Origin of the sequence: Micromonospora sp. NBC_00362 (assembly GCF_026342155.1) — a bacterium.
GTDB classification, from domain to species: domain Bacteria; phylum Actinomycetota; class Actinomycetes; order Mycobacteriales; family Micromonosporaceae; genus Micromonospora; species Micromonospora hortensis.
In genome coordinates this window covers 192,720-208,546 of the sequence record NZ_JAPENH010000001.1, presented here as the reverse complement: position 1 = coordinate 208,546, position 15,827 = coordinate 192,720, and the positions used below count along the sequence as shown (strand labels likewise).

Annotated in this window: 11 protein-coding genes and 1 pseudogene; 8 read left to right on the top strand and 4 right to left on the bottom strand. The window is 70.4% G+C overall.

Features of this window, described 5'->3' with window-relative positions:
* Positions 1 to 151 precede the first annotated feature (151 nt).
* Positions 152 to 1,915 carry an alpha/beta hydrolase-fold protein gene (locus tag OG992_RS00975; protein ID WP_266301995.1) on the top strand — a complete coding sequence of 588 codons (1,764 nt, stop codon included), beginning with the start codon at positions 152 to 154 and terminating at the stop codon, positions 1,913 to 1,915.
* Between the two features lie 65 nt (positions 1,916 to 1,980).
* Here OG992_RS00975 and OG992_RS00970 read toward each other — a convergent pair whose 3' ends face one another.
* Positions 1,981 to 2,694 carry an alpha/beta fold hydrolase gene (locus OG992_RS00970; RefSeq protein ID WP_238684045.1) on the bottom strand — a complete coding sequence of 238 codons (714 nt, stop codon included), beginning with the start codon at positions 2,692 to 2,694 and terminating at the stop codon, positions 1,981 to 1,983.
* A 236-nt stretch (positions 2,695 to 2,930) separates the two neighbouring features.
* Here OG992_RS00970 and OG992_RS00965 point away from each other — a divergent pair, with 236 nt between their 5' ends.
* From OG992_RS00965 to OG992_RS00950, 4 genes and pseudogenes are all read left to right on the top strand, one after another.
* The gene (locus OG992_RS00965) at positions 2,931 to 3,569 is read left to right on the top strand and encodes a DNA alkylation repair protein (protein WP_274530921.1); all 639 of its coding nucleotides are present in this window, start codon (positions 2,931 to 2,933) and stop codon (positions 3,567 to 3,569) included.
* Positions 3,570 to 3,643: 74 nt separating this feature from the next.
* A complete protein-coding gene (locus tag OG992_RS00960; RefSeq protein ID WP_266301994.1) occupies positions 3,644 to 4,882 on the top strand; it encodes an MFS transporter in 1,239 nt (412 codons plus the stop codon).
* 981 nt (positions 4,883 to 5,863) lie between these two features.
* Positions 5,864 to 6,148 carry a hypothetical protein gene (locus OG992_RS00955; RefSeq protein ID WP_238684048.1) on the top strand — a complete coding sequence of 95 codons (285 nt, stop codon included), beginning with the start codon at positions 5,864 to 5,866 and terminating at the stop codon, positions 6,146 to 6,148.
* A gap of 163 nt (positions 6,149 to 6,311) precedes the next feature.
* Positions 6,312 to 6,638: pseudogene (locus OG992_RS00950) on the top strand (ADP-ribosylation/crystallin J1); the annotation flags it as partial.
* Between the two features lie 478 nt (positions 6,639 to 7,116).
* Here the strand turns inward: OG992_RS00950 and murQ are convergent.
* Positions 7,117 to 8,010, bottom strand: coding sequence for an N-acetylmuramic acid 6-phosphate etherase (murQ, locus tag OG992_RS00945; protein ID WP_238684049.1), 894 nt, complete (start codon positions 8,008 to 8,010; stop codon positions 7,117 to 7,119).
* Positions 8,011 to 8,262: 252 nt separating this feature from the next.
* Between murQ and OG992_RS00940 the strand changes: the two genes are divergently transcribed.
* From OG992_RS00940 to OG992_RS00930, 3 genes are read left to right on the top strand one after another with little or no spacing between them, the layout of a single operon-like run.
* On the top strand, positions 8,263 to 9,828 hold the full coding sequence (locus tag OG992_RS00940) for a sodium:solute symporter (RefSeq protein WP_238684050.1): 1,566 nt from the start codon (positions 8,263 to 8,265) through the stop codon (positions 9,826 to 9,828).
* Positions 9,829 to 9,839: 11 nt separating this feature from the next.
* Positions 9,840 to 11,024, top strand: coding sequence for an anhydro-N-acetylmuramic acid kinase (locus OG992_RS00935; RefSeq protein WP_266301993.1), 1,185 nt, complete (start codon positions 9,840 to 9,842; stop codon positions 11,022 to 11,024).
* A 23-nt stretch (positions 11,025 to 11,047) separates the two neighbouring features.
* Positions 11,048 to 13,915: an FAD-binding and (Fe-S)-binding domain-containing protein gene (locus tag OG992_RS00930; protein ID WP_266301992.1), complete on the top strand. Its 2,868-nt coding sequence runs from the start codon at positions 11,048 to 11,050 to the stop codon at positions 13,913 to 13,915.
* Positions 13,916 to 13,984: 69 nt separating this feature from the next.
* On the opposite strand, the gene OG992_RS00925 is transcribed toward OG992_RS00930, so the two are convergent.
* Both OG992_RS00925 and OG992_RS00920 read right to left on the bottom strand, forming a co-directional pair.
* Complete coding sequence (locus tag OG992_RS00925; protein ID WP_266301991.1) at positions 13,985 to 14,908, bottom strand: SpoIID/LytB domain-containing protein; 924 nt, start codon at positions 14,906 to 14,908, stop codon at positions 13,985 to 13,987.
* Between the two features lie 6 nt (positions 14,909 to 14,914).
* Positions 14,915 to 15,799 (bottom strand): peptidase inhibitor family I36 protein, encoded by an 885-nt coding sequence (locus tag OG992_RS00920; protein WP_266301990.1) that lies wholly within the window; start codon positions 15,797 to 15,799, stop codon positions 14,915 to 14,917.
* Positions 15,800 to 15,827: the final 28 nt, after the last annotated feature.

Sequence of the window (15,827 nt, the reverse complement as noted above, 5' to 3'; positions counted from 1 at the left end):
ACGAGCGACCACCACAAAGGAGTCTTCGCGCATGAGGGAAACGACCGGAAGACGCAGGCTCCGGCTTGCGATCTCGATTCTCGCGCTCACGGCACTCGGAGCGGGGGCCGCCGTCCCCACGCCGGCTGCCGCCGCCGGCAGGCCCGCACCAGTGCCCGGTGCGACGGTCAAGGCGGACCGCACCTCACCGACCGGACAAACAGTCACCTTCGTCTACCGCAATCCCCACGCCACCCAGGTCCGCCTCGCCGGAGACCTGACCCTGCTCGACGTCAACACCGGCACCACGCGCTACCAGCCGGAAGAGTGGCAGCCGGGGCGCTACCACGCGGGCGGCACCGAGTTCCTCCGAGAGATGACCAGGGACCCGAAGGGGAACTGGTCGGTCTCGGTCCCGCTGCACGCCGGAGGTCTCAGCTACTGGTACCGGGTCTGGGACCCGACGCGGGGCTGGGAGAACAAGCGCATCTGGGACCCCGCCTCGACGAACCCCCGGCCGCCGGGCGACTCCTCGTTCCGGGTCAGGAACAACGACGTGCTCGACGCCGTGCACGTGCCGTACGCCAAGAAGCAGGACGACCCGGTGCTGAAGGCGCGTGCGGACTACGAGTTGCCCGTGGCCGACCGCGCGAAGCGGGGAACCGTCCGGTACGTCCCGTACACCACGATCCTGGGCGACAGCGGCCACTACCTCGGCGTCTACCTGCCGGCCACCTACGACGCCAACCGCGCGAAGCCGTACAAGGTCGCGTACCTCGCCCACGGCATCTTCGGCGACGAGACCGATTTCATGGTCCCCGCGAACGTCCCGAACATCCTGGACAACATGACGGCCAGGGGCGAGATCGAGCCAACGGTGGTCGTCACGATGGGCAACCACTTCACGGGCACCGGCCTCGGCTTCGCGTCCTACAACCAGACCAACGCGGCAAACAACCTGGTCCAGACGATCCTGCCCCTCATCGAGAGCAGCTACAACGTCTCGACCGAGCGCTCCGGGCGGGCCTACGCCGGGTTCTCGTACGGCGGGATGACGGGCGGCGTCGTCATCAGGAACTACCCGACCACCTTCGCGTTCTACGGACACTTCTCCGGCAATCCGTCGCTCACCACGCAGGACTACGACACCATCGCGAACGCGGTCGGGGACGACAACCTGTCCGTCTTCCTCGGCAATGGCATCTTCGAGGGCAACCTCAACGCCCAGAACGCCATCGCGAACAACTTCCGGGCCAGGGGATACGCCGCCGCGACGACCCAGGTCCCCGGCGCGCACGACGGAATGACGGCGGGCCAGCTGTTCACGATCTTCGCCCGGGATCACCTGTGGTCGGGGGTGGACTCCGTGTCGGTGACGCCGGCGACGGTGAACCTGACGAAGGGTTGGAACTGGGCCAGGCAGTTCACCGCCCAGGTGAGGACCAACGAGGGTGTCAGCCCGGCGGTGACGTGGTCGGTCCAGGGAGCGACATCCACCGGCACCACCATCTCCGCGGCGGGTCTGCTCTCGGTCGCCGCCGCGGAGACCGCGTCGTCGCTCACCGTCGTGGCGACGTCGGTGGTCGATCCGACCATGTCACGCTCGGCTGAGGTCACACTGACGCCTCCGGGCCCGGCACGGGTCGCGGTGCAGGCGAAGGCCACGCCGGCCTCGGTCGTCAGCGGTGGCACGTTCACGCTGACCGTCGACGTACGGGCACAGTCTCCGCACCGCAAGGCTCCGAAGGTGACCGGCGAGGTCGCCGTCACCTTCGGCGGCACCACCCAGGTCGTTCCGCTCCGTGGTGGCGCGGCCGTCGTCGAACTGCCGACCGGCGGGCAGCCCGCAGGAATGTACCCGGTGCACGTCGCCTACTCCGGCGACAGGGTCCACGCCCCCACCGCAGCGGTCCACCAGCAGCTACGGGTTCGCTAGCCAAAGGCGGTGGTGGGCCGGCGACCTGTCGTCGTCGGCCCACCGCCAGCTGTCCGGCCGGACCGTCAGCTCACGCCCCGAACCGCCTCGATGATGGTCTCGGCGACCTCGCTCGGCCGGGCCACAGCCATCGCGTGCGAGCCGCCGACGACCTCACGCTGCCCCCGGGGGTTGGCCCGCTCGGCCATGAACCGGTGCACGTCGGCGGGGATGTTCTTGTCAGCGTCCCCGAACACGAACCAACTGGGCAGCGACCGCCAGGCGGGGTCGCCGGTGAGCTTGCCACCCAGGCCTTCTTCGGTGATCGGCCGCTGGGTCCGGGCCATCAGCGCGGCCACGTCGTCCGACGAGTCCGCGCAGAACTGCGCGTGGTACTGGTCCTGGCCGATCGCCACCTCGTTCCCACCGCTCGACAGCGGGTACTGCACCAGCGTGTCGGCGAGCGTGCTGCCGGGGAACTTCGCCGACAGCGTCATTGCCGACTCTCCCGTGTCCGGAGCGAAGGCGTTGACGTACACGAGGGCCCGCACCGAGGTGTCGCCGGCAGCGGCCTGCGTGATCACCATGCCGCCGTACGAGTGGCCGACGAGGACGACAGGACCGCCGATCCCGCTGACGACATCCCGCACGTACGCGGCATCGCCCGCGACGCTCCGCAGCGGGTTCGCGACGGCCACCGAGTCGTACGCGGCGCCCAGCCGCTCGAGCACACCGTTCCAGCTCGCCGACTCGGCGAACGCACCGTGCACGAGCACGATGGTGGGCTGTGGATCAGGCATGACAGGTGCCCCCTCACTCCGTGAAGCTGTTCACCGCCGGTCGCACTGGTACGCCTGGATACCCGTTACGCGAGTGTGAAACGTTCGGCCCGACGGCTTGCGCCCGGCCTGCTGAACGTGTCGGTCGGGGCCGCGCCGGGCGTCCGGTGTCCCACCGTCGCCGTAAGGTGCACCAACCCGACGGGAAGGAGGCTGTGGTGGCTGCGACGACGTCGACTGAGACGGTGGCCGAGGTGATGGCCGAGCTGGCCGAGTTGGAGGACCCGAAGGCACGGGAGGTGAACGCCAGACACGGTGATGATCATGCGGTGCACCTCGGCGCGCTTCGCGCGCTCGCGAAGCGGCTGAAGACGCAGCACGACCTCGCGCGCCAACTCTGGTCGACGGGCGATGCGTCGGCGCGGCTGCTGGCAGTTCTGATCTGCCGTCCCAAGGCGTTCGAGCGGGACGAGTTGGACGTCATGGTGCGCGAGGCGCGCACCCCGAAGGTGCACGACTGGCTCGTGAATTACGTGGTGAAGAAGAGCCCGCACTCCGAGAATCTGCGGCGGGCCTGGTTCGCCGACCCCGATGCCGTGGTCGCGAGTGCCGGCTGGGCGCTGACCACCGAACGTGTGACGAAGAAACCCGAGGGTCTCGACCTTCCGGGGTTGCTCGATGTGATCGAGACCGAGATGAAGGACGCGCCGGATCGCCTGCAGTGGGCGATGAACCACTGCCTGGCGCAGATCGGCATCGAGCACGCCGAGCACCGCGCTCGGGCGATCGCCATCGGCGAACGCCTTGAGGTGCTGAAGGACTACCCCACCTCCCCCGGCTGCACGTCTCCGTTCGCGCCCACCTGGATCGGCGAAATGGTGCGCAGAGCGGGATAGGCAGCGGGTTCTCGGTCAGCCCGCATCGGCGGGGTCGACGCCGTCTCCCGCGCGCCCCTATAGTGAGTTCCATTATGGGACTTACTGCGTTCTGGCGATGGTGGGTCGCCGGCACGACGAGCCAACTCGGCTCGGCGGTCGGCACACTGGCCCTGCCGCTGACCGCGCTGACAGTGCTCCACGCGTCGGCGTTCGAAATGGGTCTGATCACGGCGGCGGGCTACCTGGCGTACCTTCTGATCAGCCTGCCGGCGGGCGTGATCGTGCAGCGCCTGCCGCTGCGCGGCATGCAGGTCGTCCTAGATCTGGTCCGGGCCCTCGCCATCGCGTCGGTCCCGCTGGCCTGGTGGTACGACATGCTGACGGTGGCCCAGCTGGTCGCGGTCGCCCTGGTGGTGAGCTTCGCCAACGTGCTGTTCGACGTGGCGAACCAGACCTTCCTGCCGGAGATCGTGCCGCCCGCGCAGTTACAGGCCCGCAACAGCCTCACCTCGGGCACACACGCCGCCACCGCGCTGGGCGGGCCATCCCTGGGCGGCCTCGCCGTGCAGGTGCTGGGTGCGGTGCCGACGCTGTTCGTGGACGCCGTCAGCTACCTGCTCTCCGCCGTGCTGCTGCGCACCCTGCCGGCCCGGCGGGTGCAGCGACCGGCCGAGCGGCCGCCGATGATCACGATGATCCGCGAGGGCTGGCACTTCGTGCTTCGGCACCCGATCATCGGACCGGCCATGTGGGACGCCACCGCGACGAACTTCGTCAACGGCGCCATGCTCGCCCTGTTCCCCTTCTACCTGGTGCGTGAGCTGCACGCGTCGCCGCTCATGGTCGGGCTGTTGATCGCCGCCGACGGCCTCGGCGCGCTCATCGGCGCGGCGTTGACGACCCGCTTCACCGATCGGTTCGGCACCGCACGCGGCCTGATCATCGCGGCCTTCGTCGGCGTGGTCGGCGCCCTCATCATCCCCCTGGGCACCGGCACCGCCGCGTTAGTGGCCTTCGCGGTCGGAAACCTCATCTTCGCGAGTTCCACCGTGGTGCTCAGCGTGACCACCCGCACCTACCGGATGCTCGCCAGCCCACCGGAACTGCTGTCCCGGGTGATCGCCACTGTCAAGTTCGTGTCCTGGGGCGCCATCCCGCTCGGCGGCCTGCTCGCCGGCATCCTGGCCGGGCCACTCGGCGCGCGAACCACCCTGTTGATCTTCGGGGGGCTCACCGTGTTGTCCCCGATCATCTACCTGTCGACGCCGATCCGCCGACTGCGCGACCTGCCGCTCGACCCCACGCCGACACCCGCCGAGGCGAGGGTGTGACCCGATCGGGTGCGCTCCCGGTCCGTCCACATCGTTCACCGGAGATATCGACAGAAGGTGTAGCCCCCGGTCCCCCGGGGCAAGAACCCGCACATGGAGGGAACGGCAGGGTGCGAGGGTCAACAGCTCGGCCGGCGGCACCGCACCGGTGAGCCGGACCTGGCAGGCCTGGCGACCGCGCTGCCGGCGGCCTCCCTCTGATGCGGCTGAGGCACAGCCTCCCCCCGGTGGCGCTCGGCGCGGTGGCGCTCGGCGCGGCTCTGGGCGCCAACCCTGCCCACGCCGACACCCCATCGCCGTCGCGGCTCCCGCTGGTGGAGGTCGCCACCTCGCCGGAGGCCATCACGGTTTCGGTGGCCGACCTCGTCGAGGTGCGGCTGACCGTCCCTTTGCCCCTGCCGACCGCTGCCGTCTCCCTGCCCCTGCCCCTGCCGTCGACGGACCCGCTGCCCCTGCCGTCGGCCGTTCCGCTGCCGACGCCGTCGGCCGAGCCCTCCACCACCCGGCCAAGTCGGCCGGCCGGCACACCGTCGCCGCAGGCCACACCCGCGCCCTCGGCCTCGGCATCCCCGAAGGCACGGATGGCCTCACCGCCATCGCCGGCACCGTCGACGCGTGTACCGGCGACGGCGACCCGAAGCGGCGCTCGTGGCACGTCCGATGGTCACGCGTGGGCGCAGGCACGGGCGACGATGACCGCCGTCACCGGACAGCGGCCCAACCCGCCCGTCCGTCCCGCACCGGGGCCACCGGCGTTCGTGCTGGCGCTCGCGTCCGCACCGACCGGCGTCGGCGGCGGCGGCGCTGATCCACCCACGTCAACAGCCGAAGTTTCGCCGCCCATGTCGCCGCTGCGGCCAGGTCTTACCGTCACCGCCGTCGACAGGCGCGCTACCAGCCGTCCCGTCGAGCGGGGTCCTCCCCCGCCCCGACACCTCCTGATCACCCACTCGCGTCCACGACGTTGATCAGGAGAGGTTCATGGAAATCGCCGTTATCTGGATCCCCGCCCACATCGAGCCGTCGGAGCCCGCCGTCGCGAGGTGTCTCAGCCACCTTCGCGAACACTCCTACCGATTCGCAGGAATCATGCGGGCACCCTGGGAGACCGTCGAGCAGACGATGATCGACGGGGAGGTGGATGTCGTCGTCATCGCCGACTTCGCCCACCTCCCGCCGGATCGGTCCCCCCGGATCGAGCTGGCCAGCTCCCCCGACGGCGTCGCGGACGAGGACCGAACGGTTCCGGACCCACAGCTCGACTGACACCAGAAAGCGCCCCGTCCGCTATGGACGGGGCGCTTCGTCGAAGTAGCAATCTGCCGTCGTCCACGGCGTCGCGCTCATCGGCGAAGTGTCGGGGCCGAGAGGGCAGAATGTCGGGCGGTGGCATCATGCCGCCATCACCGGGACTGACAGGGAGCAGACCATCGGCACCTCCGACACGATCACGCTGTGGCGGCCCACCGGGCAGGCCGAACTCGACCTCGTGGCGGCGGCCGGCTGGCGGGCTTGGCCACCACGCCTGCCCGACCAGCCGATCTTCTACCCGGTGCTCAACCGCTGGTACGCCACGAAGATCGCCCGCGAGTGGAACGTCCCCGCCAAAGGCGTCGGTTACGTGACCCGGTTCGACGTGCGACGTTCCTACCTGGACCGCTACGAGGTTCAGCAGGCCGGTGGTCGCGATGTGCTGGAGTACTGGATTCCCGCCGAGGAACTCGACGACTTCAACGCCAACATCGCCGGCGCGATCACCGCCGAGGCCGAGTATCGGGGCCCAGTCGACGACGAGGAGTTCACCGACGCGGAGGAGGCCCTGGGGCGAGCGCTGCCCGAGGCGTGGCGCACCTACCTGCGGGGCGAGTCGTGGTTCCGGCGGGGTTGGATGGCCACCGAGGCGTACGTGTGGCTCAATTCCCCACGCGAGATGCTCGAGCTGCATGAGGCATGGGACCAGGCCACCGCCGCGCACCCCGGTATCGCGATCATCGGCGGTGACGGCTCCAGGGAACAGCTCGTCCTCGACCTGCGCAGTGACCCCGCCCCGGTGCTGCTTGTCGACATCGCCAGTGGCGGGTGGGACACCGCCATCCGGCAAGCCGACGATGTCAGCCAGCTCATCGACCGCATCGAGGCGGGCACCTTCGCGTTCGACCTGGAGGACTGACCCGAGCCGGGCAACGAGCTACCGCTGCCCCGGCCCGGTCACGACGCCCCGGCGAATCCCCGGGTCAGGCAGCGACGGCCGCCCGGACGTCGTCGTCGGCGGCGCGCAGCCGGGCGGCGGCCTCCTCGGCGGTGCAGTTCGCCAGCAGCAGCACGATGGCCGTCTTGGCGTGCCCGTTCGCCGCCGCGAGCGCCCGCGCGGCCGTGTCGAGGTCGGTGTCGGCGGCCTCGGCGACGATCCGCCGCGCCCGGTCGACGAGCTTCTCGTTCGTGGCGTTCATGTCCACCATCAGGTTGCCGTACACCTTGCCGAGCCGTGCCATCGTGGCAGTCGAGAGCATGTTGCAGACCAGCTTCTCGGCGGTGCCGGCCTTGAGCCGGGTGGAGCCGGTGAGCACCTCGGGGCCGGTGGGCACCTCGATGGCGACGTCGGCGTGCCGGCTGGTCACCGCGTCGGTGTTGCAGGCCACCGAGACGGTCGCCGCGCCGAGCGCGCGGGCGTGATCCAACCCACCGACCACGTACGGGGTACGGCCGCTGGCGGCGAGCCCGACCACAGTGTCGCGGGCGGTCAGGCCGACGGCGTCCAGGTCGGCGACGGCGCGGGTCGGGTCGTCCTCCGCGCCCTCGACGGCGACGCCGAAGGCTCGTGCCCCGCCGGCGAGCAGACCGATGACCCGCTCGGGCGTCGTACCGAAGGTGGGTGGGATCTCGACGGCGTCGAGCATGCCGATCCGGCCGCTGGTGCCGGCGCCGAGGTAGATCAGCCGTCCGCCCTGACGGAGCGACGCCACTATGACGTCGACGGCGGCGGCGATGTCCGGCACGGCCCGGCGGACGGCGTCGGCGACCGTCTGGTCCTCGTCGTTCATCGCGAGAAGCAACTCGGTGGGAGACATCAGGTCGAGGTCGCCGGTCTTGTCGTTGCGGGTCTCGGTGCCGAGGGTGCTGAGGTCCACGGGGTGCTCGTTCCTCTCGCTGGTGTGCAGTCGCCGGCCGGCGGGGAGAGGGCCTCCGGTGGCCCGGCGGCTCGCCGTCGAGCGTGTCCTCGCGACCGGCCGCCGCGGCCAGGCCGAGGGCGCAGCTGCGAACAGTCCCCGTATCAGCAGGCTGAAACCACAGCGTAACCAGCCCGGACGGGCAGTGGCAAAAAGTTTCGCGCTAGGCTGGCCCAACGTCACTTATTGACAACCGCTGGTTGGGAGCGAGCCGTGCGTCAACTCGACCTCGTCGTGATCGTGCTGTACCTCGTGGTGATCGCCTACGTCGGACTACGCCTGTCCGGTAAACAGAAGTCCGCCAAGGACTACTTCGTGGGCGAGGGTCGACTGCCCTGGTGGACCGTCTCGTTCTCCGTGGTCGCCACTGAGACCAGCGTCCTGACCGTGATCAGTGTTCCCGGCGGCGCCTACAGCGGTCAGGGCTTCGGCAACGTCGAGCTGGCCCTGGGCTACGTCATCGGTCGGGTCGTCGTGGCCGCGGTGCTCATCCCGCTCTACAAGCGGGGTGGGTTCGTCAGCGCCTACCAGTACCTCGGTGAGCGGTTTGGCCTGAAACTCCAAGGGCTCGCGTCGGTGACGTTCGTCTTCACCCGCCTGCTCGCCGAGGGTGTACGCCTGTTCGCCTCGGCCATCCCCATCAAGCTTCTTCTCGACGAGTTCGGGCTGAACGTCGGCTACCAGGCCATCATCGTCGTCCTGACGCTCATCACTGTGGTCTACACCTACCTCGGTGGCATCAAAGCGGTCATCTGGACCGACGCCATCCAGATGGGGCTGTACCTGGGCGGGGCGATCCTCGCCATCGCCGTGCTCAGCCACGCCGTCGGCTTCGACGGCTACTCGCAGGCGCTGGACGCCGGCAAGTTCCAGCTCTTCGACACCAACTTCGCCCTCTCGCACGTGCTCACCAGCCCGTTCGCCCTGCCGACCGCGATCATCGGTGGCGCGATCTTCGCGATGGCCAGCCACGGGTCGGACCAGCTGATCGTGCAGCGCATCCTGTCGACCCGCACGCTGCGCGAGGGGCAGAAGGCCATGATCTCCTCGGGCATCTTCGTGGTGATCCAGTTCGCGGCGTTCTCCCTGGTCGGCGCGCTGCTGTGGTCGTACAACAAGGGTCAGACCTTCAAGGAACTCGGCCTGGCCAGCAGCGACAACCTCTACCCGAGCTTCATCCTGCACGCCCTGCCGGTAGGCATCTCGGGTCTCCTGGTGGCCGGCATCCTCGGCGCCGCCATGGGCTCGCTCTCCTCGGCGCTGAACTCGATGTCGAACTCCACGGTCGCGGACTTCATCCACAGCTTCTTCCGCAAGGTCCCATCCGACGACGCGATGCTCCGCCTCGCCCGGGTGATGACCCTGGTCTGGGCGGTGCTGATGGCGGTCTTCGCCTGCGCGTTCAGCTCCAGCACCGGAAACGTCTACCTGACCGGTTTGACCATCGCCGGCTACACCTACGGGGCGCTGCTCGGCGCCTTCCTGCTCGGCCGTCTCGTCAAGCGGGCCAACCAGGTCGACGCGGTGATCGCCTTCCTGGTCACCGTGGCAGTGATGACCTACATCGTCCGCTACGTGAAGATCGATGTGACGACCGCCGGGACGACCACCGCCACCGCCATCGCCGCGCAGTGGCTGGTCCCGATCGGCGTCCTGATCACCCTGGTCGTCGGCGCGGTGTCCAGCCGGTTCCACCCGGCCCCGGAGACACCGTACGACCATGGACGTCGCGACGAGATCGACGACGACGCGGCGGCGACGCCAGCCGGCCGGGCGTGAAGGAGAACGTGATGCGCGTGATCGGCCTGATGTCCGGAACCTCCTACGACGGCATCGAAGCCGCCGCGGCCGAGCTCGAAATGAGCGGCGACACACTGCGGATGCGACCGCTGGGCCGGCTCAGCCACCCGTACTCCGACGAGTTGCGCACGCAGATCGCCGCGGCCCTGCCACCCGGGGCGACCACCACCGAGGCGATCTGCGTGCTGGACACCGGCATCGGCCAGGCCTTCGCCGAGGCCGGCGTGCGGGCCCTCGCCGACCTGTGCGACGGCAGTGCCGACCTGGTCGTCTCGCACGGGCAGACCATGCACCACTGGGTCGAGGACGGCACGGTTCGGGGCACCCTCCAGCTGGGTCAGCCGGCCTGGATAGCGGAGGCCACCGGCCTTCCGGTCGTCGCCGACCTGCGCAGCCGCGACGTGGCCGCCGGCGGCCAGGGCGCTCCCCTGGTCGCCCTCTTCGACGCGCTGCTGCTGGGTGGCCTGCCCGGCGTCCCGGCCGCGCTGAACCTGGGTGGCATCGCCAACATCACCGTCGTCACGCCGGACGCGGACCCGCTCGCCTTCGACACCGGTCCGGCTAACGCGCTCCTCGACGCCGCCGCCCGCCACTTCAGCGGCGGCACCGAGGAGTACGACCAGGACGGGCGCGGCGCCGCCGCCGGGCAGGTGAACCCGGACCTGCTGCGGCGGCTGCTCGACGAGCCGTACTACCGGCTGCCCGGCCCGAAGAGCACCGGCAAGGAGCTGTTCCATCTGCCCTACCTGCTCGCCGCCCTCGCCGACGCGCCCACACCGGACCCGCGGGACGTGTTGGCCACGCTCACCCGACTGACGGCGGTCACTGTGGCCGGCGCCTGCCGCGACCACGGCGTCACCCGACTCGTCGTCTCCGGCGGCGGCGCACACAACCCGACGCTGATGCGCATGATCGCCGACGAGCTGCCCGGCGTCGAGCTGTCCTCCAGCGACGACCTGGGCATCGCGTCGGACGCCAAGGAGGCGCTGGCCTTCGCGCTGCTCGGCTACCTGACAGTGCACGGGCTGCCGGGCACCCTGCCCTCGGGCACCGGCGCGCGACACGCCTCGGTGCTCGGCAGCATCACCCCCGGCCGGCAGCCGCTGCGGCTGCCGGCACCGGCCAGCACCCCGCCCCGCCGACTGCTGATCGCCGAGTCTCCGGTGGTCGACTGACCACCCTCCTGGGAGGATCGCCCATGAGCACCGCCGTACCCGCGCCAACCTCGGCCGGCGCTCGCGCCCGCGAGGTCGCCGAGCTGCTGCGCTCGCGCCTCGACGACCCCACCCGGGCCAGCGCCGAGCTGCCCCGACGGTTGGCGGCGGCGCACGACGCCTCGCCGTACCTGTTCGAGCCGCAGGCCGTCGTCCGCGCCGCCTCGGCGGCCGAGGTGGGGGCGCTGATGGCCGGCGCCCGGGAGGCCGGCGTGCCGCTGACCCTGCGCGGCGGCGGCACCAGCCTCGCCGGGCAGGCGGGCGGCGCGGGCGTGCTTGTCGACGTCCGCACCGACTGGCGGCACGCCGAGGTCCTCGACGACGGCCGCCGCATCCGGCTCCAGCCGGGCCTGACGATCCGGCAGGCCAACGCCCGGCTGGCCCGCTACCGACGCCGGCTCGGCCCGGACCCGGCCAGCGAGGCCGCCTGCACTGTGGGCGGCATGGTGGCAAACAATTCCAGCGGGATGACCTGCGGCACCACCGACAACGCGTACCGCACCATGGAGTCGCTGCGCTTCGTGCTCCCGTCCGGCACCGTCGTCGACTCCGGCGCCCGAGACGCCGACGACCGGCTGCGGGCCGACGAGCCCGAGCTGCACGCCGGGCTGCTGCGCCTGCGCGACCGGGTGCGATCGACGCCGGGGTCACGCGCCACCATCGAGCGGCTGTTCGCGATGAAGAACACCATGGGGTACGGGCTGAACTCGCTGCTCGACCACAGCACCCCGGTCGAGATGCTCGCCCACCTGATGATCGGCAGCGAGGGCACGCTCGGCTTCGTGGCCGAGGCCGTCTTCCGTACCGTCGAGATCCACGACCACGCCGCCACCGGCCTGCTGATCCTTCCCGGCCTCACCGACGCCACCGACGCGCTGCCGGCCCTGCTCGCCGCCGGCGCCCGTACCGCCGAGCTGCTCGACGCGGCCGCGCTACGGGTCAGCCAGCGCGATCCGGGCGCCAGCGCGGCCCTGCGCGGGTTGACGGTCACCGGCCACGCCGGACTGCTTGTGGAGTTCGCCGAGGACAGCGCGGAGCAGTTGGCCGCGACGCTGGCCGACGCCCGGCCCGTGCTCGACCGGCTGCCGGCCGTCACCGGCACCGAGCTGACCCGCGACCCGCGCGAACGGGCCAACCTCTGGCACCTGCGCAAGGGCCTCTACACCGCCGTCGCCGGGGCCCGCCCGCCCGGCACCACGGCCCTGTTGGAGGACGTCGCGGTGCCGATGCCGCGCCTGACCGGCACCTGCGATGGTCTGATCCGCCTGTTCGACAGGCACGGCTACCCGGACGCGGTGATCTTCGGACACGCCCGCGACGGCAACCTGCACTTCATGCTGACCCAGTCCTTCGACACCGCGGCCGAGATCGACCGCTATGCCCGGTTCACCGACGACATGGTCGACCTGGTGCTCGCCGAGGGGGGAACACTCAAGGCGGAGCACGGCACCGGCCGGGCCATGGCACCCTTCGTCCGCCGGCAGTACGGCGACGAGCTGTACGACGTGATGCGCGACCTCAAGCGGTTGTGCGACCCGAGCGGCCTACTCAACCCCGGTGTGCTGCTCAACGACGACCCGACAGTGCACCTGCGGCAGCTCAAGGCCGTCCCGACTGTCGACCCCGAGCTGGACGCCTGCGTCGAGTGTGGCTACTGCGAGCCGGTCTGCCCCACCGCCGACGTCACCACCACGCCCCGGCAGCGCATCGTCCTGCAACGGCAGATCGCCCTCGCCACCGCCGCCGGCGACGAGGAGCGCCGCCGGGAGCTGACAGCCGACTACGAGTACGCAGCAGTGGACAGTTGCGCCGCGGACAGCCTCTGCGTCACCGCCTGCCCGGTCGGCATCGACACCGGCGCGGCGATGAAACGGCTGCGCGCCGAGCGGCACAGCCCTCGCGCCCAGCGCACCGCCCGCACTGCCGCCCGGCACTGGCAGGCCGCCGTGACTGGCGTCCGGGTGGGGCTGACCGCCGCGCACGCCGTGCCGACGCCGGTCACCCGCGCCGCCACCACGGCGATCCGCGGGCTCGGCGCCACCGAACTCGTGCCGCTGTGGAGCGACGACATGCCGCGCGCCGGCGCGCCCCGCCCCACCCCACGCAGCGCGCCGGACGCCCAGGCGGTGTTCTTCGCGGCCTGCGTCGGCAGCCTCTTCGCACCCGAGGACGGCTCGTCCGGCGGTTCGGCGGCGGCGTTCCTGCGCCTCTGCGAACTGGCGGGGGTGCCGCTCGTCGTGCCGACCGGCACGGCGGGCCTGTGCTGCGGAACCCCGTGGCAGTCAAAGGGCTACCCCGCCGGTCACCGAGAGATGGCCGAGCGGACCCTGGCCGCGCTCTGGGCGGCCAGCGACGAGGGCCGCCTGCCCGTCGTGTGCGACGCGTCGTCGTGCACGCACGGGCTGACGCAACTGACCGCCGCGCTGGCCGAGGATGACCGGGCACGCTACGGCGCGCTGCGCTTCGTCGACAGCGTGACCTTCACCGCCGAGCACCTCCTGCCGGCGCTGCCGCAGCCCCGGCGACTGGGCTCGCTGGCCCTGCACCCCACCTGCTCCACAGTGCACCTGGGCGGCATCGACGACCTGCGCGCGGTGGCCGGGGCGGTCGCCGACACCGTCACCGTGCCGGACAGTTGGGGCTGCTGTGCCTTTGCCGGTGACCGTGGGCTGCTGCACCCCGAGGTCACTGCCGGCGCCACAGCGGCGCAGGCCGCCGAGATCAACGAGCGCGACCACGACGCGTACGCCTCCTGCAATCGCACCTGCGAGATGGGCATGAGCCGGGCCACCGGTCAGCCGTACCGGCATGTGCTCGAACTGCTCGTCGAGGCGGTCGAGCCGCCGGCGTAGCCGGTGCCGTACCCGCGAGCGCGCCGCCCGCCGCAGATCTGCGGCGGGCGGCGCTGTTGGTGCCCTACCTCAGGAGAGCGCGATGTCGCGGTAGTAGTAGCGCAGAATCGCCTGGTAGTTCTTGCCCTCGTTGGCGAGATCACGCGAGCCGTACTGCGACAGCCAGTCCCCGTCCACCCAGCCACCACACGCGGTCGTCGTCGCGCAGTAGTGCGCCCGCAGGATGTTGCCGCTGCGGGTCATCCGGGCAGACCAGGTCCGGTCCACCGCCGCGGACGTCGACGACTGCGCCGACGACGGCCGGTAGACCTGGTCGCCGGTGTCGTCCCGGACGTCGTAGCACTGTCCGCCGGACGTCTTGCGGGTCGAGTGCAGCGCCCAGTACCAGGCGTAGCTCTTGACCGCCATCGCACCGGCGTCCAGCGAGGCGGCCGGCCAACTCGTCACCCACTCGTTCGGGAGGACGTTCTTGACGTACGTCTTGAAGTCGACCCGATCGACCCGGCCGAGACTAACCCGGTAGACGAGGATGGTGCTCGGCAGTTTGCTGTTGGTGCCGTCGGTGCTACAGCCCGTCGGCCCGCTCACCAACTCGTGCGAGGCGTTGTTGTTCTTCAGCGTGGCGTTGAGGTTGCCTTTCGCGCCGGCCGCGAAGTCCTGGCTGGCACCGGCGAAGTTGCTGTTGAAGTAGACCCGCACCGTCTTGCTGGTCCGGTTCCACACCGACGCCGCGTTGTTCTTCACGCACAGACCCTTGCCGCTGCCCGCGCCCTTGAAGTCGTAGCAGGTCGGTTGGGTCGTACCGTAGTCGTCCAGTGAGTCGGTGAAGTCGGAGACCGAGCCCGCCTGGTTGCTGTTGTAGTAGTAACAGAACTCGCCACTGTCGCAAGTGCCATCCCGCATGGCCGCCGCTGCCGGCGACGCGACACTCAGGATCGAGGTGGACATGGCGAGGACTGCGCCGACGATGGCCAGGCCCTTGCGGATACTCATGGTGTCCTACTTCTCGTTGTAGCCCTGGGAGTTCCAGAACGCGGTCGGGTCGGCGTTGTCCAGGGTGGAGTCGCCGACGCTGACGGCCGCGTGGGTCTGCCGACCGGCCCGAACCTCGACGTGGGTGTGCGCGCCCGAGCTGGACGACACCCCGTGCCACGACTCATCGGCGATGATCTCGCCCTTGCTGATGGCGTCGCCCACGCTCACACCGGACCTCGGCGCGGTGTGCAGGTAGATCACCGACTTGTTGAGTGAGGAGTTGTAGACGGAGACAGTGGACAGGCCGCCGCTGCCGGTGTTGCCCCGCGCGACGTAGATGACAGTTCCGGAGACCAGGGCACGCACGTCCGAGCCGACGCTGCGGGCGATGTCGATGCCCTCGTGCCGACCGGGCGTCGTGGTGTAACCGTCGAAGGCGCACGTGACAGTGCCGCCGCTGGCCTGGTACAGGGCGTACGACAGGTTCGTGCGCGTCGACGGCGAGAACTGGTGCGAGGCGTTGTTGTTCTTCAGCGTGGCGTTGAGGTTGCCTTTCGCGCCGGCTGCGAAGTCCTGGTAAGAGCCGGCGTAGCCGCTGTTGTAGTAGACGCGTACCGTCTTGGTGCTGCGGTTCCAGACCGAGGCGGCCTCGTTCTTGATGCACAGGCCCTTGCCAGCGCCAGTGCCCTTGAAGTCGTAGCACGAGGGCTGCTCGGTGCCGTAGTCGTCGAGCGATCCGGTGAAGTCCGAGATCGATCCCGCGTTGCCGCTGTTGTAGTAGTAGCAGAACTCGCCACTGTCGCAGACCCCGTCTCGGGCCGCCGCCGACGCGGGCGATGCGACGCTGAGGATCGAGGTGGTCGCGGCCAGCGCGACGCCGACGGCCGCGAGGCTCTTACGGATGTTCATGGTGTCCTTTCAGAAACGGTGAGGGGGT